28 protein-coding genes are annotated in these 26,603 nt (G+C 59.5%); 16 read left to right on the top strand and 12 right to left on the bottom strand.

Features of this window, described 5'->3' with window-relative positions; all coding sequences use genetic code 11:
• Nucleotides 1-7: 7 nt before the first annotated feature.
• Nucleotides 8-961, bottom strand: coding sequence for a 1-phosphofructokinase family hexose kinase (locus MLD04_RS09120; RefSeq protein ID WP_248157281.1), 954 nt, complete (start codon nucleotides 959-961; stop codon nucleotides 8-10).
• Between the two features lie 92 nt (nucleotides 962-1,053).
• Between MLD04_RS09120 and MLD04_RS09115 the strand changes: the two genes are divergently transcribed.
• Together MLD04_RS09115 and MLD04_RS09110 are read left to right on the top strand one after the other, a co-directional pair.
• Entirely contained in the window at nucleotides 1,054-1,350 is a 297-nt protein-coding gene (locus MLD04_RS09115; RefSeq protein WP_248157279.1) for a DUF3175 domain-containing protein, read from the top strand.
• Between the two features lie 17 nt (nucleotides 1,351-1,367).
• Nucleotides 1,368-2,069, top strand: coding sequence for an aspartate/glutamate racemase family protein (locus MLD04_RS09110; protein WP_248157277.1), 702 nt, complete (start codon nucleotides 1,368-1,370; stop codon nucleotides 2,067-2,069).
• 8 nt (nucleotides 2,070-2,077) lie between these two features.
• Here the strand turns inward: MLD04_RS09110 and MLD04_RS09105 are convergent, their stop codons facing one another.
• On the bottom strand, nucleotides 2,078-2,476 hold the full coding sequence (locus MLD04_RS09105) for a hypothetical protein (RefSeq protein WP_248157275.1): 399 nt from the start codon (nucleotides 2,474-2,476) through the stop codon (nucleotides 2,078-2,080).
• A gap of 143 nt (nucleotides 2,477-2,619) precedes the next feature.
• Here MLD04_RS09105 and MLD04_RS09100 point away from each other — a divergent pair, with 143 nt between their 5' ends.
• Nucleotides 2,620-3,222 (top strand): class I SAM-dependent methyltransferase, encoded by a 603-nt coding sequence (locus MLD04_RS09100; protein ID WP_248157273.1) that lies wholly within the window; start codon nucleotides 2,620-2,622, stop codon nucleotides 3,220-3,222.
• Nucleotides 3,223-3,250: 28 nt separating this feature from the next.
• On the top strand, nucleotides 3,251-3,934 hold the full coding sequence (locus MLD04_RS09095; protein WP_248157271.1) for a DUF4336 domain-containing protein: 684 nt from the start codon (nucleotides 3,251-3,253) through the stop codon (nucleotides 3,932-3,934).
• Between the two features lie 12 nt (nucleotides 3,935-3,946).
• Here MLD04_RS09095 and MLD04_RS09090 read toward each other — a convergent pair whose 3' ends face one another.
• Nucleotides 3,947-5,965 carry an oleate hydratase gene (locus tag MLD04_RS09090; protein ID WP_248157269.1) on the bottom strand — a complete coding sequence of 673 codons (2,019 nt, stop codon included), beginning with the start codon at nucleotides 5,963-5,965 and terminating at the stop codon, nucleotides 3,947-3,949.
• A 130-nt stretch (nucleotides 5,966-6,095) separates the two neighbouring features.
• Here MLD04_RS09090 and MLD04_RS09085 point away from each other — a divergent pair, with 130 nt between their 5' ends.
• The 6 genes from MLD04_RS09085 to MLD04_RS09060 all read left to right on the top strand — a co-directional run bounded on the left by MLD04_RS09085 (nucleotide 6,096) and on the right by MLD04_RS09060 (nucleotide 11,307).
• Nucleotides 6,096-7,124: a threonine aldolase family protein gene (locus MLD04_RS09085; RefSeq protein ID WP_248157267.1), complete on the top strand. Its 1,029-nt coding sequence runs from the start codon at nucleotides 6,096-6,098 to the stop codon at nucleotides 7,122-7,124.
• A 198-nt stretch (nucleotides 7,125-7,322) separates the two neighbouring features.
• Nucleotides 7,323-7,871 (top strand): iron transporter, encoded by a 549-nt coding sequence (locus tag MLD04_RS09080; RefSeq protein ID WP_248157265.1) that lies wholly within the window; start codon nucleotides 7,323-7,325, stop codon nucleotides 7,869-7,871.
• 2 nt (nucleotides 7,872-7,873) lie between these two features.
• Nucleotides 7,874-8,206, top strand: coding sequence for a cupredoxin domain-containing protein (locus MLD04_RS09075; protein ID WP_379883681.1), 333 nt, complete (start codon nucleotides 7,874-7,876; stop codon nucleotides 8,204-8,206).
• A 9-nt stretch (nucleotides 8,207-8,215) separates the two neighbouring features.
• The gene (locus MLD04_RS09070) at nucleotides 8,216-9,046 is read left to right on the top strand and encodes an FTR1 family iron permease (protein ID WP_248157263.1); all 831 of its coding nucleotides are present in this window, start codon (nucleotides 8,216-8,218) and stop codon (nucleotides 9,044-9,046) included.
• Between the two features lie 7 nt (nucleotides 9,047-9,053).
• The gene (locus MLD04_RS09065; RefSeq protein ID WP_248157261.1) at nucleotides 9,054-10,472 is read left to right on the top strand and encodes a 4Fe-4S binding protein; all 1,419 of its coding nucleotides are present in this window, start codon (nucleotides 9,054-9,056) and stop codon (nucleotides 10,470-10,472) included.
• A gap of 142 nt (nucleotides 10,473-10,614) precedes the next feature.
• The gene (locus tag MLD04_RS09060; RefSeq protein ID WP_248157254.1) at nucleotides 10,615-11,307 is read left to right on the top strand and encodes a VIT1/CCC1 transporter family protein; all 693 of its coding nucleotides are present in this window, start codon (nucleotides 10,615-10,617) and stop codon (nucleotides 11,305-11,307) included.
• Nucleotides 11,308-11,316: 9 nt separating this feature from the next.
• On the opposite strand, the gene MLD04_RS09055 is transcribed toward MLD04_RS09060, so the two are convergent.
• Nucleotides 11,317-12,204 carry a metal-dependent hydrolase gene (locus MLD04_RS09055; protein WP_248157252.1) on the bottom strand — a complete coding sequence of 296 codons (888 nt, stop codon included), beginning with the start codon at nucleotides 12,202-12,204 and terminating at the stop codon, nucleotides 11,317-11,319.
• A 175-nt stretch (nucleotides 12,205-12,379) separates the two neighbouring features.
• Here MLD04_RS09055 and MLD04_RS09050 point away from each other — a divergent pair, with 175 nt between their 5' ends.
• Entirely contained in the window at nucleotides 12,380-12,889 is a 510-nt protein-coding gene (locus tag MLD04_RS09050; RefSeq protein ID WP_248157251.1) for a methylated-DNA--[protein]-cysteine S-methyltransferase, read from the top strand.
• On the opposite strand, the gene MLD04_RS09045 is transcribed toward MLD04_RS09050, so the two are convergent.
• Nucleotides 12,868-14,946 (bottom strand): dehydrogenase, encoded by a 2,079-nt coding sequence (locus MLD04_RS09045; RefSeq protein ID WP_248157249.1) that lies wholly within the window; start codon nucleotides 14,944-14,946, stop codon nucleotides 12,868-12,870. The genes MLD04_RS09050 and MLD04_RS09045 overlap by 22 nt on opposite strands.
• A 160-nt stretch (nucleotides 14,947-15,106) precedes the next feature.
• On the opposite strand from MLD04_RS09045, the gene MLD04_RS09040 reads away from it, so the two are divergent.
• Nucleotides 15,107-16,126, top strand: coding sequence for a class I fructose-bisphosphate aldolase (locus tag MLD04_RS09040; RefSeq protein ID WP_248157247.1), 1,020 nt, complete (start codon nucleotides 15,107-15,109; stop codon nucleotides 16,124-16,126).
• 9 nt (nucleotides 16,127-16,135) lie between these two features.
• On the opposite strand, the gene MLD04_RS09035 is transcribed toward MLD04_RS09040, so the two are convergent.
• The 7 genes from MLD04_RS09035 to MLD04_RS09005 form a co-directional block, all read right to left on the bottom strand.
• Nucleotides 16,136-17,122, bottom strand: coding sequence for an MBL fold metallo-hydrolase (locus tag MLD04_RS09035; protein ID WP_248157245.1), 987 nt, complete (start codon nucleotides 17,120-17,122; stop codon nucleotides 16,136-16,138).
• 152 nt (nucleotides 17,123-17,274) lie between these two features.
• Complete coding sequence (locus MLD04_RS09030) at nucleotides 17,275-18,252, bottom strand: tRNA dihydrouridine synthase (protein ID WP_248157243.1); 978 nt, start codon at nucleotides 18,250-18,252, stop codon at nucleotides 17,275-17,277.
• Nucleotides 18,253-18,329: 77 nt separating this feature from the next.
• On the bottom strand, nucleotides 18,330-18,551 hold the full coding sequence (locus MLD04_RS09025) for a DUF2835 domain-containing protein (protein ID WP_248157235.1): 222 nt from the start codon (nucleotides 18,549-18,551) through the stop codon (nucleotides 18,330-18,332).
• Nucleotides 18,552-18,555: 4 nt separating this feature from the next.
• Complete coding sequence (gene htpG, locus MLD04_RS09020; RefSeq protein WP_248157233.1) at nucleotides 18,556-20,448, bottom strand: molecular chaperone HtpG; 1,893 nt, start codon at nucleotides 20,446-20,448, stop codon at nucleotides 18,556-18,558.
• A 225-nt stretch (nucleotides 20,449-20,673) separates the two neighbouring features.
• Nucleotides 20,674-21,108 (bottom strand): PaaI family thioesterase, encoded by a 435-nt coding sequence (locus tag MLD04_RS09015; protein WP_008938075.1) that lies wholly within the window; start codon nucleotides 21,106-21,108, stop codon nucleotides 20,674-20,676.
• On the bottom strand, nucleotides 21,105-21,575 hold the full coding sequence (locus tag MLD04_RS09010) for a PaaI family thioesterase (protein WP_248157226.1): 471 nt from the start codon (nucleotides 21,573-21,575) through the stop codon (nucleotides 21,105-21,107). Before MLD04_RS09010 ends, MLD04_RS09015 begins: the two co-directional genes overlap by 4 nt.
• An 18-nt stretch (nucleotides 21,576-21,593) precedes the next feature.
• Nucleotides 21,594-22,331 carry a DUF599 domain-containing protein gene (locus MLD04_RS09005; RefSeq protein ID WP_248157224.1) on the bottom strand — a complete coding sequence of 246 codons (738 nt, stop codon included), beginning with the start codon at nucleotides 22,329-22,331 and terminating at the stop codon, nucleotides 21,594-21,596.
• 162 nt (nucleotides 22,332-22,493) lie between these two features.
• Between MLD04_RS09005 and MLD04_RS09000 the strand changes: the two genes are divergently transcribed.
• From MLD04_RS09000 to MLD04_RS08985, 4 genes are all read left to right on the top strand, one after another.
• Nucleotides 22,494-23,771, top strand: coding sequence for a M48 family metalloprotease (locus MLD04_RS09000; protein WP_248157223.1), 1,278 nt, complete (start codon nucleotides 22,494-22,496; stop codon nucleotides 23,769-23,771).
• A gap of 175 nt (nucleotides 23,772-23,946) precedes the next feature.
• Nucleotides 23,947-24,492 carry a hypothetical protein gene (locus MLD04_RS08995; RefSeq protein WP_248157215.1) on the top strand — a complete coding sequence of 182 codons (546 nt, stop codon included), beginning with the start codon at nucleotides 23,947-23,949 and terminating at the stop codon, nucleotides 24,490-24,492.
• A complete protein-coding gene (locus MLD04_RS08990) occupies nucleotides 24,493-25,680 on the top strand; it encodes an iron-containing alcohol dehydrogenase (RefSeq protein WP_248157207.1) in 1,188 nt (395 codons plus the stop codon).
• Between the two features lie 146 nt (nucleotides 25,681-25,826).
• Nucleotides 25,827-26,600 (top strand): substrate-binding periplasmic protein, encoded by a 774-nt coding sequence (locus MLD04_RS08985; RefSeq protein ID WP_248157205.1) that lies wholly within the window; start codon nucleotides 25,827-25,829, stop codon nucleotides 26,598-26,600.
• Nucleotides 26,601-26,603: the final 3 nt, after the last annotated feature.

Here is a 26,603-nt window from a genome sequence, read left to right as displayed (position 1 = left end):
TTAGCACTCAGAGCGACAGAGGCGTCACCCTCACCTCTCCACGCAGGCGATCAACCGTTTCCCGGTCGAACAACTCCGTCCCCGGCTGCATCACCGTTGCGGTACTGCAGGCAATGCCTTCCCGCAATGCTTCCTCGGCCGGGGCGCCCTGGGCCAACAAAGCCGTCATACCAGCGACCATCGAATCCCCGGCGCCAACCGTGGAGGCCACCGTGACGGACGGAGCCTCGCCTTTGAGCACGACGGATTCGGTCACCAACAAGGCGCCCTCAGCTCCCAGGGAAACGCAGACCCAGGTCACGCCCCGCTCCTGCAATCGGCGGGCTTCGCGAACGATGGCCTGTTCATCCGTCAGAGACCGCCCGATCAGGTGTTCCAGCTCGAATCGGTTTGGTTTGATCAGGAAAGGCTGAGCGTCGATTGCGTTGCGAAGCAGCTCATCGTGAGAATCCACCACCGCTTTCCCGCCAGCCGCCCTTACGCGCCGCACGGCTTCTGCATATAGAGTGGTTGGCAAGCTTCTCTGTAGAGAGCCGGTAATGACCCCGAACCCGTCGTCGCAATGAGTCACGAACCGGTCCAGCAAATGCTGCCACTCTGAAGTCGATACGTCGGGCCCGAGTCCGCTGACTTCGAACTGGGAACCTGTAACGCTTTCCAGAATGGTGCCATTGATCCGGGTTTCGCCCTCCACCTCCAGGTAGCTCATCTGGTCCAGCTGCGTATCAAGCTGATGACGCAGGAAGCGGCCGATTTCCCCGGCGACGACGCAGAAGGTGCAGGCCTGGACACCAAGGCGCTTGAGCCCCCGGCCGACATTGATCCCGTTACCGCCGGGATCATAGCGGGATTCCGAGGCATGGACCTTCTGGTCGGGAATCAGCCGGGGAATTTCATAGGTGATATCGACTGCCGGGTTGATGCTCAGAACGCTCACAGGCAGTCTGCCGGGAGAATCCATGTTGTATCTCCTGAAATTTGACGGGCATTATGTTTGTGGTTTCTCCTGATTAAACCACACCCCACTCAGCCTTCAGAGGGAGGGAAACCACCATGGCAGCTCAATCGAAGTCATCCTCTCATCCCCACTGGTCCGGTAAGGTCACTCAAAAGAGTGATGCACTGGATCTGGAGGAAGGTGTCTTTACCTGGAAAGATCCCGGGAAGATTGCGGAATCCCTCAAGAAATCCGCGGATTCCAGCCAGCGCCGAAAGGCGGAGCCCTACCGCTCGGCCATGTCGATGCTGGTGTTCTATATCAACCGTGCGGGCAAGAAACTGGACCAGGAACAGCTCGACATTCTCGAGGCCGCAAAAGACGAATTGCGTGTACTCTATGGCAAGGAATAAGTGACCAGGGATCCTGTATGAAAACCATCGGCCTGCTCGGCGGCATGAGCTGGGAGTCCACGCAAACCTACTATCGCCTGATCAACGAGGGTGTGAAGGCCCGGCTCGGCGGCCTCCACTCCGCACGCATGGTGCTCTATAGCGTCGACTTTGCCGAGATCGAGGCGCTTCAGCATGCCGGAGACTGGGCCGCCACTGCTCGAATCCTGTCAGACTCCGCACTGTCCTTGCAGAAAGCCGGAGCGGACTTTCTGGTGATTGGTACCAATACCATGCACAAGGTAGCGCCTGAGATCACGCAAACCATCGACATTCCCCTGCTCCACATTGCCGATGCGACCGCCGCGGTCCTCAAGCAGAACGGCGTCAGGCGTGTCGGCCTTCTGGGCACCCGGTTCACCATGGAACAGGACTTCTACCGGGAACGACTGGAAGACGCCAGTATCGAGGTGCTGACGCCGGATGAAACCCAACGGAACGACGTGCACCGGATCATTTACGAGGAGCTGTGCCGGGGAGATATTCGAGGCGCTTCTCGGGAAACCTATCTGGCTGTAGTGGCGTCACTGGCCGATCGCGGCGCCCAGGGCGTCATCCTGGGCTGCACGGAGATAGGACTTTTGATCAACCAGTCCGATACCTCGATTCCGCTTTACGACACAACCGTCATCCACGCTCGTCAGGCGGTGGAACAGTCACTGGCCATGGCCAGTGACTAGTTGGCGGACTACTTGTTCGCCAACATACCCAACGTCCTTTTAGCCTCATCCCCAGCCATGTGGTGGAAGCCCAGAACAATGGAAGCCAGCTTTTTCTCGGCGTCGGTTGCGTCGGCGCTGTTTTCCACCTTCTTCAGCGCCGCCGAGTCATCCGGTTGGGCTTTGTGCTGAATATTGTGGATGGCCGTGGCGATGGTCCGGGTGGCCTCGCTGTTGCTGTCGTCGCTGCTGATGGCAGCAAGCGTCTGCTTTTGCGCATCGGAGGGGAAATGCTGCATATCCGCCAGGATACCAGCCATGGTGGCTACGGCATCGGATTGCGCCAAGGCAGCGGGCGATACCAGCAAGGTCAGTAAGGAAAAAACGAATACGGCAACTGCGGAACGGTTGGTGCGGTGCGAGCTCATAGCTGCCCCCTGATTCTCAGTTGTGTGGATTCAAGATTCATCATGCGCTTCGCCCCTCAGTCAGGCAAGATTCTTTGAAACCCTCGCCATACTGGCGTTAAATAACGGGTCTCTCCAAAGCTGTCCCAACGAGGGGGTAACCGATGAGCAAAGATTACTTCGCCCACAAAGCACATACATACGAACAGAACCCGGATCGGATCGACAATGTCTCGAACATCGCCAATGCGATTCGGGCAAAGGCGGAGTTATCACCGGACATGCATCTGCTGGATTTCGGTTCCGGTACCGGACTGTTGCTGGAGCGGCTTGCACCCCTTGTCGGCAAAATCACCGCTGTGGATATCTCGCCGGCCATGAACCGGCAGCTTGAGGAAAAACGCGAAAAGCTGGGCTGCGAGCTGGACATCCGGGAGATGGATCTGGAGAAAGAGGATCTGCCGACGCAGTTCGATGGCATCATCTCCTCAATGACCATGCACCACGTGCGGGATATCAATGCCATGTTCCGGCGCTTCCACGACCATGTGAAGCCCGGTGGCTTCATCGCCATTGCCGATCTGGAGAAGGAAGACGGCACCTTCCATACGGAAGATACCGGCGTATTCCATTTCGGGTTCGAGCACGGGACCATTGCCGCGGCGGCGGAACAGGCTGGGTTCAGCAATGTGGAGGTCCAGTCGGTCAGCGTGATCGAGAAAGACGATCGGGGTTACCCGGTGTTCCTGCTGACTGCAACGGCCTGAGCGGAATAACAGACACGGAGGTCGTTCCATGCTGACCGAATTCGCACCGTCACTCTACGTCGCCGATGGGCCAACGGTGCCCTTCTACGGGTTCCCCTACCCGACCCGAATGGCTGTGATCCAGCTGTCCGGCGGCGGGTTATGGATCTGGTCACCGGTGGCGCTGACCGACGATCTGGCGCGCAGCGTGGAAGCCCTGGGCACGCCCCGCTACATCGTCTCCCCCAACAAGATTCACCACCTGTTCCTGACAGGCTGGGCCGAGCACTGGCCCAAAGCCCGTCTGTACGCACCGCCCGGTCTGGCCGAACGGAAACCGGAGATCCCCTTTTATGCGGACCTGGAAGATGAACCCGACCCGGCATGGGCGGAGGACATCGACCAGGTGATTTTCCGCGGGTCCCTGTTCATGGAAGAAGCGGTGTTCTTTCACCGGTCATCACGGACCGCGATTGTGGGCGACCTGATCCAGCGTCATGATCCGGAAACCGCGGCCGGCTGGAAAGGCGCGCTGATGAAACTCGACGACCTGGTCGGCGAGCATGGCAGCACCCCGAGGGAATGGCGGGCCAGCTTCCTGAAACGGGGCCCGGCCCGGGCGGCCCGGCAGAAAGTTCTGGACTGGCAACCGGAGCGACTGTTGATCGCTCACGGTGCCTGTGCCGAAAGCGGGGCTACTGCAGTTATCCGCGACGCCCTCGACTGGATCTGATCGGGACTAACGTTACAGACGGCCCCGGATCTTCGCGACCACATCCTGCAGCCAGCCCCTGGCATCCTCCACCGTATGATTGTTCTCGATCAGCCCGCGAATGGCCTGTAACTGGTGTTCAAGCGCTCCCGGTCTGTCAACGTCCAACGTCTTCTCATTCGGCCCGAGCGGCAGGATATGCTGGAAGTAGCTTCCGCCAAGAAGCCACCGGAGCAGCCCTTCTCCGAGGAACGGTTCGTCGTTATTGAGCGTCCGGGTTGCCCGTAACAGACGGCGAATGTCGTACTGCCCAGGGTAGATATCCGGCACCTGTTTGGGGATATCCAGAAGACTATAGACGCCAATGCGTGCCGTCCGCACCGAACTTTCCAGAGTGAACACCACGTCGTTGTGGGTTTCCACAAACTGGCCCATCAAGGCGAGATTGGTACATCCCTCCGGGACGACCGCTGGCCGATCCCCTTTTGCCCGGGGCATGAACTGAGCGGTGATATAGGGCATCAGGGCGATCCGGGCTTTGGTGGCCGCCAACACCTCATCCACCTGGTCAATCAGGCCGAGGTGATAGCAGAGTTCCGTGACCACTTCCCTGCCGGTGCATTCCGGCATGGGCTTTTTCACACAGTCGCCGGGTTTGTCGATCAACAGGGCGTATACCCAGAGCACGATCACGTCGTCCGGCTGGTCTGGGAAATGCGGCTGGCGATTACACGTGAAGCTCATCAGCCACGCGGAGTCGGTAAAGGTGACGATACCGCCGGTGGCGGTAAACCCGGAGTACGGATCGTTGACGGACAGCTCCCTGAGCTTGTCCATCAGTGGCGAGGGTTTGCAGGTCAGGGTGACGGATTCCCAGGTGGACTGGGGGATGTTACCGCAGAACTTGTCAGGCCGGCCGAAAACGTCGGACTGGGCCGCCAGGTTTTTCCAGAGTTGCCAGCCAGAACCGGAACCCGGCTCCTCCCGGTCCTCAAGCACCGGTGCGGTGTCGTCATCACCATAGGCCGTGTCTTCCGTCATCGAGCCAGTCGTGGCAAACACCAGGTCCTGCTTGCCCACCCGGATGGTCTTGTCGCCACTGCCGGTGCGGCACTGGATGCCGGTGACGGTCCGTCTGCCGTTTTCCGTGTGTATCTCCAGGTCCTCAACAACCGTGTCGTACTCAATGCGCACGCCCTGCTCCTTCAGCCAGTGCATGAGCGGGCGGACGAAGCTGTCGAACTGGTTGTATTTGGGGAACACCAGTGACGTCATGTCGTTCAGGCCGTCCATCAGGTGCAGGAAACGATGCATGTACAGTTTCATCTCCAGCACCGAATGCCAGTTCTGGAAGGCAAACATGGTGCGCCAGAAGGTGTAGAAGTTACTCTCAAGGAACCCCTCGCTGAACCATTCTTCCACGGTGACATCGTCCAGCTCTTCCTTGCGGGCCAGCAGGAGCTTTACCACTTCCAGCTGTTGCAGGCGGGTCAGGCCCATGGTGGAGAAGTCCTTGATCCGGCCCTGCTGTTCGAGCAGACGTGCCTTCGACCAGTTCTTGTCTGCGTCGTTGACGATGCGGTACTCGTCCAGCACGGTGAACGGCTCGGGCAGTTCCAGGGCGGGAATCTCCGAGAACACGTCCCAGAAATTCTGGTAGGTCATTTCCATTTCCCGGCCACCCCGCACGATGTAGCCTTCCTCGGGGTTACCGGCGCCGTCCAGGGAACCGCCTTCAATGGACTGTTCCTCGAGGAACACGATGTTGCCGGCGGGCATGTGCCCGTCCCGGATCAGGAAGAACGCAGCCGACAGCCCCGCGATACCACTGCCAATGATGAACGCCCGACGATCCCGGATGCCCTCGGTTGGCAACGGTCGCTGGTTGGTATAGCTGCCGTGCAGGTCCGGGGGCGGCAACGGCGTGTCGATGCCGTTATGGAGGTGGTGCGCGGACGCATCCGGCGTCACATTCACGCCCTGGGCCTTGAGTGCCCGGATGTGGGGGTCAAGCCGGGAGTTGTCAGTACGATTCGTTTTTGGGGCTGGCATTCCATGCACTCCTGTCAGTGTGTGGCGGCCTCCATGATGCCGCCCAATTGGTCGAAGGGCCGATGACACATATCAACCCGATGTGAGATAAAGGGTCTTTCACCGAAACCGTCTCATAGGGAGCCACGTCGTGCCGTCATCCGAACAGTTCGCCAGCGATAACTACAGTGGAATCTGCCCCCAGGCCTGGGCGGCCATGGCGGAGGCGAACCGGATGGACGAGCCCGCCTACGGCGAGGATATCTGGACCGCCCGCGCGGCCGATGGTCTGCGCGAGCTGTTCGATACCAACTGCGATGTCTACTTCTTATTCAATGGTACCGCCGCCAACTCCCTGGCACTGGCCTCCATCGGTCAGTCCTTCCACAGCGTGATATGCCACGAACTGGCACACATCGAAACGGATGAGTGCGGCGGGCCAGAATATGCCTCCAATGGCGCCAAGCTGCTTCTGGGCAATGGGCCGGATGGCAAACTCACCCCGGAGAGCATCGAGCACCTGGTCACCAAGCGCAGTGATATCCACTACCCCAAGCCCAAGGCTCTCAGCCTGACCCAGGCGACGGAGGTGGGGACGGTCTATACGCCGGAGGAGCTTCGGGCAATTCGCGCCGTGGCAGACCGTTATCGGCTGAACGTGCACATGGACGGCGCCCGGTTCGCCAACGCCGTGGCCTCGCTGGACGTTCACCCCTCCGAGATCACCTGGAAGGCGGGCGTGGATGTGTTGTGTTTCTCCGGCACCAAAAACGGCCTGGCACTCGGGGAAGCGGTGGTGTTCTTCAACCGGGACCTCGCCGAAGACTTCGAGTGGCGCTGCAAACAGGCCGGGCAACTGGCCTCGAAAATGCGCTACATATCGGCACCCTGGTGCGGGCTGCTCAAGGATAACGTCTGGCTGGAAAATGCCCGGCATGCCAATGCCTGCGCCGCTCGTTTGGCCGAGGGCCTCGAAGGGCTTCCCGGAGTGACGCTGAGGTACCCGAGGCAAGTGAACGGCGTCTTCGTGGATTTGCCGGAACCAGTGCAGTCGTCGCTCCGGGACGCAGGGTGGCGCTTCTATAACTTTATCGGCGGCTGCTCCCGTCTGATGTGCTCCTGGTCCACCACCGAGGAGCAGGTGGACCGGTTCCTTGCCGACGTACGCGCAACCCTTTGACACCCGTTCCGGCGGCCAATAGTTCAGCTTCTCAATAAACCGAAAAGAGAATTGGGCGCATTTAGCACTCATTATTGATCTGGGTCATTTTCATCAATCTAAATGCGAATCTTTCTCTTTTAATGGTTCAACTCTCTGTGTACACTGCCTCCCAAGTTGATCAGGACTCATTCAGTTTCAACAAAGGAACCAGTGCCCATGACACGTCTGAACACTTCCCTTACGGCCTCTGCCCTTCTGCTTGCGGGCGTTGCAGTTTCACCACTGGCGTCCGCCGCGGAGTACCCGATTGGCCATCCCCAGCAGGCCAACGGCATTGAAGTGGGCGCGGTTTATCTGCAACCGGTCATTATGGAGCCCGCAGGCGGTTTGCCCGCGAAACAGGCAGACGTTCACCTGGAAGCCGACATCATGGCGCTGGAGGACAACCCGAACGGCCTGCCGGCCGGCGCCTGGGTTCCCTACCTCACCGTCGACTACAAACTCACTCGCGAAGGCAGCGACGCCACGATGACCGGCACCTTCATGCCGATGGTGGCGAGTGACGGCACCCACTATGGCGCCAACGTGAAGCTCGACGGCCCGGGCAAATACCACCTGGAATACACCATCCATCCGCCCACCTACATGGGCAAGCCATTCATGCGCCACGTTGACCGGGATACCGGCGTTGCAGAATGGTTCGAACCGTTCACTCTTGAATACGATTTTGTCTTTGCCGGTACCGGCAAGAAGGGAGGTTACTAAGCGTGTCGAAGTTTCTCCGTGCGTCTTTGCTGATGTTGTCACTCGGAGTCGTCATGCCCGCTTTTGCGGGCTTGCCGTCTTACGACCTTGAACTAAAAGATGGGGCACTCACCCCCAATACGCTCGAAGTGAAAGCTGGGGAGCGTTTCAAACTGAACCTGCACAACGCTGGCAAGAGTCCGGTTGAGTTCGAGAGCCAGCGGCTCCGGCAGGAAAAGGTGCTGGCCCCGGGCGCCAAATCCTTTGTCGTCATTCCGCCCCTGAAAAAGGGCGAATACGAATTCTTTGACGAATTCCATCTTCCCGACGCCAAGGGCAAGATTATCGTGCAGTAGGAGTTTCCGATGGAACAGATCATTTTCGTCGTCTGGCGTGAGAGCATCGAAGCCCTTCTCGTTGTCGGCATCCTCTATTCCTGGCTCAAACAGTTCGGTGCCGACGGCACGCTGCGATACCTCTGGTTCGGGGTGACGGGCGGTGTTGTTGCCGCCCTCGCCCTGGCCGGTGCGCTTCTCGGAATGCAGCAGTTCCTCAGTGGCAATGGGCAGGAAATCTTCATGCTCGTGATGATGCTGACCGCCATGGTTCTGATTGTTCACATGGTGCTCTGGATGCGTGAGCACGGTCGCCACCTGCACAGCCATTTCCGGGATCAGACACGAAAAGCGATCAACAACCAGACTTTCTGGTCCATCTCCATTCTGGTGGCCGTTGCCATTGCCCGCGAAGGGTCGGAAACGGTCATCTTCCTTTACGGCATGAGTTACGCCCAACAGAGCATGCAGGACTGGGTCAGTTTCACCGGCGCAGTGGCACTGGCGCTGGCCCTTGCCGGACTGACCTACTACCTCCTGCAGGCCGGTCGCTACTGGCTGTCCTGGAAGCACTTCTTCCGGGTCACCGAAATCATGCTGTTGCTGCTTGCCAGCGCCCTGCTCCTCTCGGCCATCGACAAGATGATCGGGCTGGGCTGGATTCCCGCCGGGGTAGACCCGCTGTGGGATACGTCCGCTGTGCTCAGTGACAGCAGTCGCCTCGGTGGCGTGATCTCAGCCCTGACGGGCTACCGGGCCTACCCGGCTCTGACCGACGTCGTTGCCTGGGTCGGCTTCTGGGCGGTAATCGTTGGCCTGTTCAAGTACCAGAGCCGTCAGAGCGTCGGGGCCACCGCCTGAGAAATCCATGTCAGCCATCATCGCCACCGACCGCACCACCCAGGAAGACACCCGCCCACCGGGTAAACTCGCCGCATTCGGACAGTGGATGCGGCGTAACCAACGGGTCATCCGTCGTATCCAGTGGGTCGTGGTGGTTTTCTACGCCATCCTGATCATTGTGCCGGCCGTGCGCCCACTGCCCGCCCACACGGCGCACATCTGGGATGACGTTACACTATTTGCCCAGTTTCTGTTCTGGGGCATCTGGTGGCCCTTTGTGTTGATCAGCATGGTATTGATGGGCCGGATCTGGTGCGGGGTGTTCTGCCCCGAGGGATCCCTGAGCGAATGGGCGAGCCGGCATGGCCGTGGTGGCGCCATCCCGCGTTGGGTGCGCTGGGGCGGCTGGCCGTTCGTGGCGTTTGTCGGCACCACCGTGTATGGCCAGATGGTCAGTGTCTACCAGTACCCGAAGGCCACCCTACTCATTCTCGGCGGGTCTACCGTGGGCGCTATCATCATCGGCTATCTGTACGGACGGAATGTCCGGGTCTGGTGTCGCTACCTCTGCCCGGTGAACGGCGTGTTCCGGCTGCTGTCCAAACTGGCACCGGTGCACTACCGCGCCGATCCGCAACTGTGGCAGGCGAGCCGTGCCCGCGGCGAACGGCCCGAATCTGTCAACTGTCCCACGCTGCTGTCGCTCAAGGACCTTCAGACCGCCAGCGACTGTCACGTATGCGGCCGCTGTGAAGGACACAGGGATGCGATTGCCCTGACCGCGAGGGCACCCGGCTCGGAAATCGTCCACGAGAGCAGCCGTCGGGCCACACTCGGCGATTTCATCCTGATTACCTTCGGACTGTGTGGCATCGCGGTGGGCGCGTTTCACTGGTCTGCCAGTCCCTGGTTCGTGGAACTCAAACAGTCCCTCGCCGTATGGCTCATTGGCCATGACTGGATGTGGCCATTGCAGGCCCACACGCCCTGGTGGATTTTTACCAACTATCCCGACCAGAACGACGTCTTCAACCTCCTGGACGGCAGCCTGCTCCTGGCCTACATCGCAGGTACCGGCCTGGTGATGGGAACCGCACTGTCGGCGCTGTTGGCGGCCTCCCAACGGGCGCTGTCGGGCTTCAATGCCCGTGCACTTTATCACCTGTCCCACGCACTCATTCCCCTCGCCGGCGTCGGCGTGTTTCTGGGCCTGTCGGCGGTCACCGTCAGTATGTTGCGGGCCGAGCAGGTTCCGTTGTTCTGGGTGGGACCGACCCGTGCCTTCCTGCTGGCCGCTGCCTCGGCATGGGCACTGAAGCTTTTCTGGCAGATCACTGGCCACTATACGGCCTCTGCTGGCCGCCGGTTGTTTGCAACAACGCTTGGCGCAGGGGCCGTCACCGTGATCGCTGCCGCCTGGTGGCTGCTGTTCTGGGGCTGGTAGGCAACCGGCCCAGCGTCCCTTCTCTCCATTTGACATTTCTGGCTATCAATCCCGGACGATTCGGCTATTATCTGCGATGTTTTCATCGCCCCGGGTCCGTTATGAACCGGTCTCGGGGAAACGTCTGCCAGGAGTTGTCTGAATGCAGAATCACACCGAACACCATAAATCCCATCGCACCGGCTGGCTGAGAGCCGCCGTGCTGGGTGCCAATGACGGAATTGTGTCCACCGCCAGCCTGATCATCGGGGTTGCGTCTGCGGAAACGGCGCAAAGCGGAATTCTGCTGGCAGGCCTTGCGGGACTGGTCGCCGGCGCCATGTCCATGGCGGCTGGCGAGTATGTATCCGTAAGCTCCCAGGCGGACACCGAGCAGGCGGATCTTGAACTGGAAAGGAACGCGCTGGAGAACCATTACGCGGCGGAGCGGGACGAACTGGCTGCTATCTATGAAGGCCGGGGGCTGGAGCCAGCCCTGGCAGTACAGGTGGCCGAGCAGTTGATGGCCCACGACGCGCTGGGGGCCCACGCCCGGGACGAAATCGGCATCACCGACACCATGAAGGCCCGCCCCATTCAGGCGGCGATCTCATCCGCGGCAACCTTTACCGTCGGCGCCCTCCTGCCGCTGGTGACCGCCTGGCTGGTACCCGGTGACTGGCTGGTAACCATGGTTGCCCTGTTCTCCCTGGTTTTCCTGGCCATACTGGGAGGCATTGCGGCTCACGCCGGGGGCGCCCCCGTGGTCAAGGCAGCCTCGCGAGTGACCTTCTGGGGGGCCCTTGCCATGGCACTGACGGCTGGTGTCGGTCTGGTTTTCGGCATCAGTGCCTGAACGCGATGATCAGTGGGCGGCGGACTTCTTTCCGCGGCCCAGCCATTTGCGCTTCGCCTTCTCTACCAAATCCCGGGCGTCGTGATTCCAGGGATGGAAGTTCGGGCTGTAATACCGGAAGTATGCCGGCAGTAGACGGCGAAACACTCCGGGTTTGCCCCACATGTAGTTAACCGCACCAGCCCAGGATTTCAGGTTGGTCAGCTGACCGTCTTCTTTCATCAGCTGGTAAACGTGCAGACTGGTAAACACCGGGAACGCCACGCTGACCACCATCATCTCGGACAAGCGAATGAACTCGCTGCCACCGATACTCTTGTAGACATCGAACGCCACGGCCTTGTGTTCGGATTCCTCAATGGCATGCCATGCCCAGACCGGTGCGATCCTCGGGTCCATCTCTTCCAGCGCGTCGTACTTGAGGAGGAACTCCTCGGCCATCAATGCGGTAAAGTGCTCCACGGCAACCGTGTGTGCCAACTGACGCTCCGGCGTGAAATGGGTCCGCATCCAGTCCATGAACCCCTGGATTTCCTTTTCAAGCCGGGCCAGCCCAATGCCACGATCTTCCAGGAAGCCGTTCATCAATTTGTGTTCCCGCGAGTGATGGGCCTCCTGCCCGATAAACGCTCGAACCGCCTTCTTGAGCTCCGGATCGGTAATGCGATCCTGGTAATGACGGACGGAATCGATGAAAAATTTCTCTCCGGGCGGGAAGCTCGACGACAGCGCTGCCAGCAGCAGTGTCTTCACCGGGTCGTTGTCCCACCAGTAACGGGGCATGTCGTCGGCAAATTCAAAATCCGGCTGACGGACTTCGGGAATCATGCCTGGCGGCGTGGTTGTCCTGTAAGCGTCGGTTCTGTTCGTTCGCTCTTGTGTAAGCTGTGCCGTCATCAGACACCTCCTTATTCATGGGCTTGATCACCTGCCTCCAGAATACCTCCCGCGCCTCGGTTTGTCGGACAAAATGCTTGTCAAAAGTGGCCAATTGTTGGCCGATACCAGACGCTTTACCCCATGCCTCAGAGCGCGCATCATAGACAGATGCATTTTCCAGGAGGGTGTCACCATGATCCGTTACGGCATTGCCCAAACCAGCCTCGGCCCGGTTATTGTTGGTATGAGTCCGCGTGGTCTTTGCGCCATAGAGCCTGGCGATGACGAAACCGCCCTTCCGGAGCGGCTGAAGGCCGATTTTCCAGATACAGAAGTCCGGGAGGCCGGCGCTGAGCTGGCACCGGTGCTCCAGCAGGTTGTCCGCTTTCTGGATCAGCCCGGAACAGACCTGGACATCCCGCTCGATATGCAGGGCAGCGAGTTCCAGGTACGAGTATGGGAGCTATTACGGGCCATTCCTGCGGGTACGACGCTCAGCTACACGGATCTCGCAAAGCGCCTTGGCAATCCGGGCAGTGCCCGCGCCGTGGCGGGAGCCTGCGCGGCCAACCGGCTCGCGGTGGCCATTCCGTGCCACCGGATTATCCGCAGGGACGGAGGCCTGAGCGGCTACCGTTGGGGACTGGAACGCAAACGGGCGTTGCTGGACCGGGAAGCGGCTCAGTTGGCGGCTACCGCCTGAGGGTCCGCCTCGTCTTCCGACTGGGCCGCAAGGACACGTACGCGCTCGAAATCTTCCTCGGAGAACACCCCGTTTACACCGGAAATCGAGGCCAGTTCCATACCGTGTTTCAGGCCCATTTTGTAAATTTCCCGGACTTTCTCCCATTCGATGTTGCGGCCCAATGTGAAGTTCTCGAACCGCCCCTCCAGGGTCAACACAATGGTTTCCGCCAGGCAGGCGTATGCGATTCCGGCGGGTAACCCGATGTCTTTCATCCTCGGCTCACCCGGAAGCTGGATTTCACCGGATTCGATGACCAGGACATCGGGGCGTTTGGCAACGTCCTCCGCCGGAATATCAAGCGGACGGGCGACATCGGTGATCACACATCCGGGTTTGACCCGCATGATGTCCAGTATCCGTTTGCCGGCTCCGGAGGTGGCGGTAACGATCATATCCATATCGGCAACGTCCCGGTCGGCGGAGCCCGCCACATGAACGATTGCCCCCGGCGTCTCCTGCTCAATGCTCTCTTTCAGCGCGAGCAACTTGGCCGGTTCGGGCGCGGCAAGATAGATTTCCTCGACGGCCTTCGCCAGCAGTCGGGCACACACAGAACCAATGGCTCCGGTTGCCCCGACAACCATGGCCTTGCCGGCCATCTTGCCACTCTCGCCAATACTCACCCGACCAATGCGTTTGACGGCATCATGGGCCGCCCAGAGTGCGCCCGAAGCGCTGTAGCTGTTGCCTGTGGTAATCGGCAGCGGTGCCCGTTTGGCCACGGTGATTCCGGCATCCCCCACCACCTTGGTGAAGGCGCCAAGACCCATGATCTGCGCTCCCAGTTTCTTGGCCAGTTTTGCCGCCGCGAGCAGTCGGCTGTAGGTGAACTCCGGACCATGGGCCATGATCTCCCTGGGCGTGCCACCGACGGTGATCAGCCATCCTTCGGCTTCTTCTCCCGTGGGTGAACGAATCCCCGAAACCTTGGAATAGATGAACGGCGGGGTATAGGCCACAGCCTTTTCCACGAGGTTCATGACCGCCGGTGGCGATACACTGGAAATCCAGTCCAGTGGCGGTGTCTTGGTCAGGTATTGTTGCGAGAGTGGATGAATGACAAAGGCAAAGCGATTTACTCGACGGTAACCGTTCGGATAGAGGATACGGGGTTCAATACCGAGGCTCTGGATCACGTCCAGATAATCATCGGGCCCGAGCTGCTCCGGTGTGCGTGACAGGGCGGCGCTGATCATCGCTTCCATCACATTGACGCCAATCGGTCGACCCGCCAGCCAGGGGCTGTAATCCACCACCATGGCCACCTTGCGCGAGCGCATCCAGTCGAGCACCGAGTCCGTGACCCGGGAGGTGATCACGGTCTTGCCATCCAGCTCCTTTGAGGTGAAGGATTCCAGGTCACCCACCGCACCGACGATCACGTGGGAGTCCTGAACCGCGCTGTGCAACGATCCCGACACCAGCTTCTCCCCCAGCCGGTAGAGCGGGCTGTGATGCAGGGCATTGATGGCTTTCACAGCCATGGGCTGGAACATCACCGGCGCGGTGAGTCGGGTATAGGTTTCCAGTTGAGTCAGCGAGGTCAGCAGCCGGGGTACACCAAAATCCAGGTAGGGATCGGCAAACTGGAGGTTCTCGGTGTGTTCAGAGAGCGAACGGGCAATCCGGTAACCCGCCTGGCCATTCAGGAACAGCACCCGCGCATTATCGAAAAAATGCCCCAGCTCTGTCTGGGTGTGCCGGATGGCCCATTCCTGAAGGATTCCCCTCAGCCCTGCCCCAGTGGTGACCGGAATGTCCGGCACACAGGCTTCAAGCCTTGCTGTTTCAGGGTGTTCCAGCTGCTCGCGCCCCACCTGATAATGATCGTGAATCATGCTCAGCCCGATAGCATCGGCTTGCGGCCGGACGGACTCGAGTACGGCTTCGGCCCGGGACAGATCGCCGTCAGTGCCGATCCGGAGAATCCGGAACGGCTGACCGAGAAACTCCGTTTCCAGCTCGTAATCGGCGTCTGAGGAGCCCTGGCTAACACTCACAACCGTTTTCATGGCGACCTTCCCTTTTTTGGCGCTGTTGTAAAACCAAGCCTATGCCACCTGAATTGATCACATCTTAGCCTAGGTCAAATTTCGATCTTTCGCAGAGCGACTACAATTACCGGAATCATCCAACAGGCTACCGGTGCCGCCGGTCGAAAAGGAGCGCCCCATGACGACTCAGGAAGAACTCACAGCAACCATTGCCGATCTGGTGCAGCCCGGGAAAGGTATTCTGGCCGCCGATGAAAGTACCCCCACCATCGCCAAGCGCTTCAAGGCGGTCGGCGTGGAATCCACCGAAGCGAAGCGTCGCGAATACCGCAGCATTATCTTCTCGACACCCGGCCTGGGCGAGAGCATCAGTGGTGTCATCCTCTATGAAGAGACCCTGTCCCAGCTCAGCCTGGAAGACGTTGCCATGCCTCATCTGCTCGAGGCTCAGGGAATTGTCCCGGGAATCAAGGTCGACAAGGGGAAAGGACCGCTGGTGAATGCGCCGGGCGACGAAATTACCTTTGGCCTGGATGGGCTGGAGAACCGTCTGGCGGAGTACAAGAAGCTGGGTGCCCGGTTCGCCAAATGGCGGGACGTGTTTCATATTTCCGATACCCAGCCCTCCCGGCAGGCGATTGTGTCCAATGCCGAGGTTCTGGCCCGCTACGCGGCCATCTGCCAGTCTCTGGGGGTGGTACCCATTGTCGAACCGGAAGTCCTGATCGACGGAGATCATACTATTGAGCGGGCAGCGGAGGTCAGCGAAGCAGTTCTGGGAGAAGTCTTCCGGGCGCTTGCCCGGCATGGGGTGCAACTGGAGACCATGGTGCTGAAACCCAGCATGGTCACCCCCGGCAAGGCGTCCGGGAAGGCAACTCCGGAACAGGTGGCAGAGTTCACGCTCACCACATTCCGCCGCTGTGTGCCGGCCGCCGTACCGGGAATTTTCTTCCTGTCCGGGGGCCAGAGTCCCGAGGAAGCCACCCTGAATCTCAATGCCATCAACAATATGGGCGCTGAGCCATGGGAATTGAGCTTCTCCTACGGCCGCGCCCTCCAGGAACCGGCCCAGCATGCCTGGGCCGGACATCCGGAAAACGCCCCCAAGGCTCAGGCAGCGCTGAAGAAGCGGGCCAGGCTCAATGGCCTGGCCCGTTCCGGCGACTACACAGCGGACATGGAGAACCGTGACTGAGGGTCCCGCTCAATCACACCCCGCGACACACTCTCCCATTCCGTTGAACGCCAGCGTGCGCCCGCTCAACGGAATATGGACCGGAACCTGGACCGCGTCGCGGAACGTCGCCGTCCGGGTTCCCGACTTCACCTTTCCGCCTTCGGTCGCCGGTTCGTTCGCGTGTGACGGGATCACCGAGGCCGGTTTAATGAGGTCGTTGATGACGTAGGCCGCTTCGGTGGGCCCGGTGGTGTAGGTATCACCGATGTTCATCACCACCAGCTTTGCCGCGTAATGGTCATGCACCACCAGCTTCTGCTCCGCCGTAATGCCGGTATCGCCGGACAGATAGGTAACCAGACCGTTGGAGAAGGTCAGCACGTAGCCCGTTGGAGGCCCGACGTATACGGAGACACCAGCCTCTGACAGATGGTCAGACAACGCGCCCGTCAGGAAGGCTGGAGAGACCCCATTGCTGTGCACCGCCGGTACCGTGGTGATGGTAACGCCCCCAACCGTTTTGCTGGCGCCAAACCGAACCAGCTGGGACATCGAAGGATCACCACCGGCCGCCTTGAGCTTGGCACCCAGAAACGCCGGCATCTCACTGCCGGTGACCAGAACAGCCTGCTTTTTCAGGGCGATCTCGACCGTATTCGACTGAGGTGTGGTGGCCACCGGAAATTCGGGGGAGCCACAACCGCCCTGATTGACCTTCTCGATCCGCTTGTCGCCGAGGTGGTCACCATGCACGTGGGAAAGCAGAACCACGTCAATATCGCCCAGGCGGGGATCGTCCGGCCCCGCGACCGTGCGACCGGCGTCATAAAGAATCCGGGTGCCGTCCGGATCCTCAAACACCATGGCCCGGTCGAGCACGCAAAATTCACCATCGTGACTGCCCAGTGGCGTGACCTTGACGACGCCGTCGGCCGCCTGAGCAGCCGTGGTCAGAAACAGACCTGCCGCCAACAACAATCCGGCTGAAGCGCTTTTTAACCTACCTTGACCCATGGGATGATCCCTCCCTGCTGTTTTTGGTGTTTGTCCTCTTGTCATACGACCACAGCGTTTCCTTGTCCCAGTCTAGTCGTGAAAAAACCGTGCAGGCACAAAAAAAAAGCTCCTGGACGGGGCTTTCGGATAAAGGCGGGAGAATCCGCGAGTCAGGCTGCGCGGATTTTCAACCGGGCTTCCGGTATGTCCTGGTCCAGACACGCAAGCATGGGCGCCACATCGCGGATTTTCCGGGCCTCCGGCCACAGCAGTTCGGCTTCGGCAAAGCCCAGGCGCAGGAAATTCATCCACTGTTTGATCCGACCGGTGACGTACCGGTCCTCCAGCCGTGTCTGGAGCGCAGCTGCGTATTCGCGAACGAGTGCAACCGCCTCGGGCCAGGTCATATCCGGTACCGACTCCCCCGTCTGCGAGGCCTTGATCTGTGCGGCAAGATCCGGCCGCGCGATCAGCCCCCGGCCGATCATCACGTCATCACAACCGGACACTTCCCGACAGCGCCAGTAATCCGCCACCGTCCAGATTTCCCCGTTGGCAATGACGTGACTGTTGACGGCTTCGCGCACCTTCGCGATCTCCTCCCAGTAGGCCGGCGGCTTGTAACCGTCCACTTTGCTGCGGGCATGGATCACGATTTCTTCCGCGCCGGCGGCTTCCAGTGCCTGGCCACAGGCCACGCCCATGGACCGGTCGTCGTACCCCAGGCGCATTTTCGCAGTCACCGGGATCCCCTCCGGCACCGCCTCGCGAACCGCAGCCGTGATGGCGTACATAAGCTCGGGTTCGCGCATCAGCACACAGCCGCCCTTGTGTTTGTTGACCGTTTTCGCGGGACACCCGAAATTGATGTCCACCTGTTTGGCGCCCAGCTCGACCGCCTTGAGCCCGTGCAGGCCCATCTGGCCGGGATCGGAGCCAAGCAACTGGACGGCAACCGGTGTCCCCACCCGGGTTGCACAATCGCGCTCCAGCTCGGGGGCGTATTTGAAGAAGACACGGGGCGGCAGGGTTCCGTGGGTCACCCGGATGAATTCCGTCACACAGCGGTCTATGCCGCCAACCCGAGTCAGGGTTTCACGGATGGGGGCATCGACCAGCCCTTCCATCGGGGCAAGGATGACTCTCATGTCGGCTCCGGGTGATTAAAGAATAAACGGGCCGGCATTGTAGTGCGTTTGCGGTGGGCTTTGAAGCCGGAAAACCCCTATGACAGTCGTTCCACCGACTGGAACTTGCCCTGGTCATCGAACAGGATCCGGAACGAACCCCGGATGCCGTCCTGCAGGTAAAAGCGGGAAAGAATACGGGCCGGGAAACGGACAGAGCGTCCGTCCCGGGCCGTGGTGTGAACATCGCTGGCAACGCCCTGATAGAGCTTGATCCACTCATCAGGGCTGATGCTCAGATCAACGATGATCTGCTGCATGGCCTCAGTTCGCCAGTTCCAGCAGCAGCCTGTTGAGACGGCTTACATAGGCACCCGGGTCCTTGATCTGCTCGCCACTGGCCAGCGTCGCCTGATCGAACAGCACCGCAGACAACTCGCCGAAGCGCTCTTCGTTCTGTTCGCTTTCCAGGCGCTGGACCAGCGGGTGATCCACGTTGAGTTCAAAGATCGGCTTGCTGTCGGGCACTTTCTGACCGGCGGCTTCCATGATCTTCTTCATCTGTGCGCCCATGTCGAACTCACCGACAACCAGACACGCCGGCGAGTCGGTCAGGCGGTTGGTCACCCGGACTTCCTGAACCCGATCTTCCAATGCCTTCTGGATACGCTCGAGCAGGCCCTTGTGCTCCTCGGCCGCTTCTTCCTTGTGCTTCTTGTCCTCTTCGGTTTCCACTTCACCCAGGTCCAGATCGCCACGGGCGACGTCCTGGAACTGCTTGCCGTCGTACTCGCTGAGGTAGCCCATCATCCACTCGTCAATGCGATCGGACAGGATCAGTACCTCAATGCCCTTCTTCCGGAACACTTCCAGGTGGGGGCTGCTCTTGGCGGCGGTGAAATTATCGGCAGTGATGTAGAAGATCTTCTTCTGGCCATCCTTCATCCGCTCGATGTATTCGTCCAGCGACACGTTCTGGGTCGGCTCGCCGGTGTGAGTGGATGCGAAGCGCAGGAGGCCGGCGATCTTCTCACGGTTGCTGAAGTCTTCCGCCGGGCCTTCCTTCAGCACGGTTCCGAACTCGTTCCAGAACGCCTGGTAGTCCTCGGGATTCTTCTTGGCCAGCTTGGACAGCATGTCCAGAACCCGTTTGGTCATGGCCGTGCGGATGCTTTCCACAGTGCTGTCGTTCTGCAGGATTTCCCGGGATACGTTCAGGGACAGGTCGTTGGAGTCGATCACGCCCTTGGCGAAACGCAGATACAATGGCAGGAACTGCTCGGCGTCGTCCATGATGAACACGCGCTGAACGTACAGCTTGAGGCCGCGCGGCGCTTCACGGTTATACAGATCGAACGGTGCCCGCTTGGGGATGTACAGAAGACTGGTGTAGTCCAGCTTGCCCTCGACCTTGTTGTGGGACCAGGTCAGCGGGTCCTCGAAATCATGGGCAATGTGCTTGTAGAACTCCTTGTACTCCTCGTCCTTGATCTCGGTACGCGGCAGGGTCCAGAGCGCCGTTGCATCGTTGACGGTCTCATCCTCGCCTTTCTTGTCCTCTTCCTCGGACTCGGACTTCATGATTACCGGGAACGAAATGTGATCGGAGTACTTCTTCACCAGGCTGCGCAGGCGCCAGCCATCGGCAAATTCCTTGGCGTCGGATTTCAGGTGCAGAACAATCTGGGTGCCCCGCTGTTCACGGTTGGTCTGTTCGATGGTGAACTCGCCATCACCGGCGGATTCCCAGTGCACGCCCTCTTCCACCGGCGCGCCGGCACGGCGGGTGAACACTTCCACGCGGTCAGCGACGATAAACGCAGAGTAGAAACCAACGCCGAACTGGCCGATCAGCTTGCTGTCCTTCTTCTCGTCTCCAGACAGTTGCTTGAGGAATTCGGCCGTGCCGGACTTGGCGATGGTACCCAGATTGGAGATCACATCATCGCGGGTCATCCCGATGCCGTTATCGGTGAGGGTGACGTTGCCGGCGTCCTTGTCGTAATCCAGGCGGATTTGCAGCTCGGAATCGCCCTCGTACAGTTTGTCGTCTTTCAACGCGGCAAACCGGAGCTTGTCCTCGGCGTCCGAGGCGTTGGAAATCAGCTCACGAAGGAAGATCTCTTTGTTCGAATACAGGGAGTGGATCATCAGGTTAAGCAGTTGCTTAACTTCGGTCTGAAAACCCAACGTCTCTTTCTGCGTCTCAACCGTCATGGCTTTTGGTTCTCCTGCTGTCTCTCTTTCGGGGAAGCAGCACGGGCCGGAGGGCATTTCCAAAACACGCTGTGAATACCTCCCTGTACGCTCGGCTACGCCATCCATGGCTTCGCACGGTTTTGGAAATGCCCTCCGGCCCGTGCTGCCCAACTGTCGAATTATGTCTGACAGGGAAAATGGGGACAGCCAGGGGTATTTCAAGTCCCCGATAATAGAGGGAAGTCAGTCTTCGAGGAGGAAATGAGCCCGGGCGGTGGCGATGGGTTCGGACCGGGATTTCTGCCAAGCCGACACCATCACGTTGGCGACACGATTGCCCTGACGGGTCAGGCGGCACTCGGCATAGGTTTCCCGGTTCAGGCCGGCACGCAGATAGTCCAGTGAGAAATCCACGATTCGGGGCATGCGCAACGAATCCTGGGTCATCATCAGGTAGATATTGGCGGACATTTCCATGAAGCCGCCGATGACTCCACCATGAATCGCGGGAAGGATGGGGTTACCCAGATTCGTCTCTTTCCGGGGAAGGCGGAAAATCAGATCATCCCCAAAACGGTCGCAGGTCAGACCGATGAAACCGGCGTAGGGAATACTGGCGAGCAACCGGGAGAAATCACCGGTTTCACGGGTGTAGCGAAGGATTTCCGGCTCGGTCATTCTTCACCTCCGGTAATCAGGTCACGAAATTGCTTGGGCGAAGCGTCCTTACCGATACGCATGAACGTTGCCACGCAGTTGGCAATGGTCTCACCGCCTTCCTGATAGGCCTCGCATCGGGTAAAGATGATGTTCCTGGTGATGCGATAGGTTTCAGCCCTGGCGTAGACCGGCTGATGGGGATGCGCTGGACGCATGTAATCCACCCGCAGGTCCAGGGTCGGACACAGCTCGAAATCGTCAAGCGCACACAGGATCACGCAGCCGGAGGTGGTATCCATCAGCGTGGTGATGGCGCCGCCATGAATGACGCCGGTATCCGGGTTGCCAATGATGCGGTCGTCATAGGGCAGGCACAGGGTCAGCGTACCCTCGTCCGCCTCGGTCACCGAGATCCCGAGTTCGCGGGCCTGGTTGAGCGTATTGATAAACCGGGTTACCCGGTTGATTCGTGTCTGGTTATCCATTCACACAAAGCCTGTGAATCAGTTGGGTTTGGAGGTCGGGTCCGCCTTGCCCGGCAGGGGCTCTTCGAACACCTTGCCGGATCTGAGTGCGCCCAGGGCATCAGAACAGAACTCCCGCCGGTAAAGGACGATCACCACGACCGTGGAGGCAACGATGAAAGCAATGGGACTGAAGAACCAGGCCACTACGGCAAGAGCGTAATAGTAGGAGCGCAGCCCCAGGTTAAAGGCGTCACCCGCCAGGTTGCAGATATTGCCGGCGCTTCGGGCAAAGGCCTCCCGGGCTGCCGGGCTGGTTTTGCTGTCATCCGCCAGTGGTGCGCTGCCGATCATCACGGATACGAAATTGTACATCCGCATCGACCAGGTGAACTTGAAGAAGGCGTAGACGAAAACCACCAGCAGTGTCACCAGCCTCAGCTCCCAGATTTCCCGGCTGGGCACAGTACTGAAAGGCAGCGTCGCAAACACCTCCATCGCCTGGGAAGTGTAGCCCAGTGCAGTAATGATGCCGGCAAGGATCAGCAGGCAACTGGACGCGAAGAAAGCGCCGTTGCGTTCCAGATTGCCCACCACGGAGGCATCGGCAATCCGGTTGGTGCGTCGCAGCATCACCCGCATCCAGTCCTCGCGGTACAGATCAAGGGTATTGGAAAGGCAGGACCGATCGGCCGCCCGTCGCCTGGAATACAGGGTGTACCCCATCCAGCAGGCAAAAAACCACAGCAGTGCAAGTAATTCCAGCAAGTTACCCATGAAAGGCCTGGTCAGGATTCGATAAGAAGCGCGCTTCTGTCACTATAATACGTGATGAGCTGGTTGCCCTCCAGAAATCGGGCGTTTTCATCGGGTTTCCCCCATGCAATGATGCTTCGCGGGCTTCCCGAATCATCATGGACGTTTTCACAGGAGTTCAACGTGCGTCGCATTTCGATCAAACCTTTTGTCCTGCTGACACTGCTCGCAGTCGGCGTGGTCGGCTGTACCGTCAATCCGGTGACCGGCGAGAAGCAGCTTTCATTGATCCCCGAAAGCCAGGAACTGGCGATGGGCGCTGAACAGTACATTCCTACCCAACAGACCCAGGGCGGGCGGTTCTATGTGGATCCCGAGCTGACCCTCTATGTCCGGGACGTGGGCGAAAAGCTGGCCCGGGTCAGCGACCGCCCCGACCTGCCCTATGATTTCGTGGTCCTGAACAACAGTGTCCCCAATGCCTGGGCGCTGCCGGGCGGCAAGATTGCCGTGAACCGCGGCCTCCTCACGGAACTGGACGACGAAGCCCAGCTTGCCGCGGTGTTGGGACATGAGATTGTCCACGCGGCCGCACGTCACAGCGTTCAGCGGATGCAGCAGGCCCAGCTGATCAGCCTGGGCGTCGCCGGCCTTGGCATTGCACTATCCGACAATGAATGGGCCGGCCTGGTCATGGGCGGTGCGGCACTTGGCGCCCAACTCGCGCTGGCACAATACAGTCAGGGAGACGAGCTCGAGTCGGACCACTATGGCATCACCTATATGAAGCGTGCCGGTTACGATCCCCAGGCCGCCGTGGAACTTCAGGAAACGTTCGTGAAGCTCAGCGAAGGCCGGGATTCCAACTTTATCCAGGGACTTTTCGCGACACACCCCCCGTCCACCAAGCGGGTCCGTGAGAATCAGCAGATGGTCAACAAGCTCGGTGCGGGCGGGTACCGTGGCCAGGATGTCTACCAGCGAAAAATCGCAAAGCTGAAAGAACTGCAGCCGGCCTATGATGCTCACGACAAGGCGCTGGAGCTTGCCAGGGACAAGCAGTTCGACAAGGCGTTGGCCAAGGTCAACGAAGCCATTCGACTATTGCCCCGGGAAGCCATGTTCTACTCGCTGCGCGGCCGGATTTACGAGGCCCAGGACCAGCCAAAAAAAGCCGAGGCAGATTTCGACAAGGCCGTGTCTCTGTACCCTGAGATGTTCGAGTACCGGCTGCGGGACGGGCTCAATGCCCTGGACCTGAACAAGCTGGAAAAGGCCCGAACCAACTTGCTCAAAGCCAACGACGTCGTCCCCACGTCCATCGCCTTCCTGCGACTGGGCGACATAGCCGCCCGCCAATCCCGCCGTGACGATGCCGTGGCCTATTACAGCCAGGCGGCCAAAGCTGGCGGTCAGGTCGGTGAAGAGGCCCAGAAAAAGCTGGCAGCGATGACGCAATAGACGACATTACGTACCGGAACCAACACAAGGCCGGGGCCCACGCAGGGTCCCGGCCTTTTTATATTCAAAACAGGATTTGCCCCACTGACGCAACAAATCAGTCACTGGCTGCATTGACTTTTAGAGCAATAACTCTAAAAATCAGTATATCGACAACAAACAATGGACAACGGCCATGTTGCTCAAACGTATCCAGCCGATGGTTTTCCAGACTCGCCGCCTGTATGTGGACATCATGTTCCAGGTTATGGGACGTGCCCTTCAGGCGGTCAGTGAAGTGGACGAAACCGTTCAGAATGACGCCCGCGCACTGCCGGAGGGACTGCTCTTCGAGATGATGGTCATGCCGGACGGGCCGCGATTGATCGTCGAGCACACCGGCAACGGACACTTCCATTATCACGGCGAATCTGCGCCCCGCCCGATCGATCTGTCCATCCAGTTCAAGCACATCGCCCATGCTTTCCTGGTTCTGTCGTTCCAGGAGAAAACCGCCGAGGCGTTTGCCCACGACCGCATGCTGGTGGACGGAGACCTCAGTTATGCGGTTCGCATGACCCGGGTACTGAACCGCCTGGAAGCCTTCATACTGCCCAAGCTGATTGCCAAACGGGCCGTGAAGGAATACCCCGACAGCCTGCATCTGCCTGAAAAGCTGATCAGTGCGGCCCGTATCTATCTGAAAGTTGCCACCAACTTCGTCGAGACAGCGAGAGCATAAATGAGCCAGAAATATTACGAGTTCTTCTGCCCGGTCAAAGTCATTGCCGGCAAGGCGGCCCTGGAACACATTCCCTACGAGCTGACCGGACTTGCGGCCAAGCGGCCCATGATCATCACCGATAAAGGCGTTCGCGCTGCCGGCTTGCTGGATCCGGTGATTGCAGCCTGCGAAGAGAGCGGACTGGACATCGTCAGCATCTACGACGATGTACCGCCCGATTCATCCACCTCTGTGGTTCGTGACATTGCCGGCATTTACCGTCAGGAAAAATGCGATGCGATCATCGCGGTCGGGGGCGGCTCTGCCATCGATACCGGCAAGGCAGTGAATATCCTGGTCTCGGAGGGTGGCGATGACATCGCGAAATACAGCGGTGCAGGCGTCCTCAAACACCCCCTGAAACCTTTCTTCGTGGTGCCGACCACGGCCGGTACGGGTTCGGAAGTGACCGCCGTTGCCGTGATCACGGATGAGAAAAAAGGCGTCAAGCTGGCGTTCACGTCATCCTTCCTGCTGCCCAATGCCGCCATCATTGATCCGCGCATGACGCTGACGCTTCCACCCCACATCACGGCGGCGACGGCGATGGATGCCATGACCCACGCCACTGAAGCCTTCACCTGCATGGCCAAAAATCCACTGAGCGATGCCTACGCCACTGCAGCGGTCAAAAAGGTCAGCCAGTCCCTGCTGGATGTCATGGATAACCCGAAAGACACCAATGGCCGCCTCGAACTCGCCCAGGCGTCAACCATGGCCGGCATTGCCTTTTCGAATTCCATGGTGGGTCTGGTTCATTCCCTCGGACATGCCACAGGCGCGATCTGCCATCTGCCCCACGGACTGTGCATGAGCCTCTACCTGCCCTACGTCCTGGAGTTCAATCTCGAATCCATCCGGGAACCGCTCGGGGAACTCCTGCTCTACCTGGAAGGTCCGGAAGTCTATTCGGCGACACCGGCCAGCCGGCGTGCCGAAGCCAGCATTTCGGCCATCCGGAAGCTCCGCGACCAGCTGTACAAGCGCTGCCAGTTGCCCCGTACGTTGAAAGAAACAGGAAAAGTACTGGAATCGCAGCTGGACCATATTGCCGAGCAGGCCCTCGACGACGGGTCCATCATGTTCAATCCAAAGGAAGTCACACTGGAGGACGCCCGCGAAATACTCAGGCGAGCCTGGGCGTAATCAGGAACGGGCCGAACGGCCCGTTTTTTGTACAAACATTGACAGGAAATGATTGAAATCATCGGCACAGGCGGTAACAATTGGCACATTCTGGCAGGGAGGTAGCCGGGTACGCATAACAGCAGCCGCATCATCAGAGATTTTTCATGATTGACCACCCCAACCTCCGCCTCCCTGTGCCATCGCTCATCCTGCTCATTGCCTTGTGTCTGTGCCCGGCCCTTGTTCTGGCCGATACAGACGAGAGCAAGGTTGTCCGGTTCAATATTTCACCGAACGGTTATCCGCCCTACCTGATCGTTGACCAGGGCTCCCCCTCGGGCATCATGTGGGATGTCATGAAAGCCATCACGGATCGCCTGGGCTACACACTTCAGGCCAAACGCGTGCCCCGCAAGCGGGTCGATCAGATGCTGCAGGATGGCTACATAGATGCCACTTCCCGCGCCCGGGAATGGACCGATCAGCCAGACCAGTTCCAGTTCACCACTCCGGTCGTCGCAATTGAGGAAGTCTTTTTTATCCCGACTGAATCCAGCTTCCGTTTCAACAGCATTGAGGATCTGTATTCCCGGACGCTCGTGACCCACCTTGGCTACCTGTATCCCTCATTGGAACCCCATTTCGAGGCGGGCAGGATCAAACGGTTTGATGTTGCCAGGGATCAGGACATGTTCACCTATGCGCTGCACGGGGAGCGCTTCGATGCCGCGGTGGCAGATCGACTGGTCGGCAAATGGATATTGCGGAATCGGGGGCTGAAAGACCGGTTTCGGATCTCGGAAAAAGGGATCAGCCACTACGGTTACCGGATCATGCTGCGCAAGGACTGGGGCGCGTTTGCGCAGCAGTTTAACCGGGAGCTGACTCGCCTTCGGGAAACCGGAGAACTGGACAACATCCTTTCCCGATACCGTTGATCC

Source organism: Marinobacter koreensis, assembly GCF_023156285.1.
Classification (GTDB): domain Bacteria; phylum Pseudomonadota; class Gammaproteobacteria; order Pseudomonadales; family Oleiphilaceae; genus Marinobacter; species Marinobacter koreensis.
This window is presented reverse-complemented; position numbering and strand designations above follow the sequence as displayed.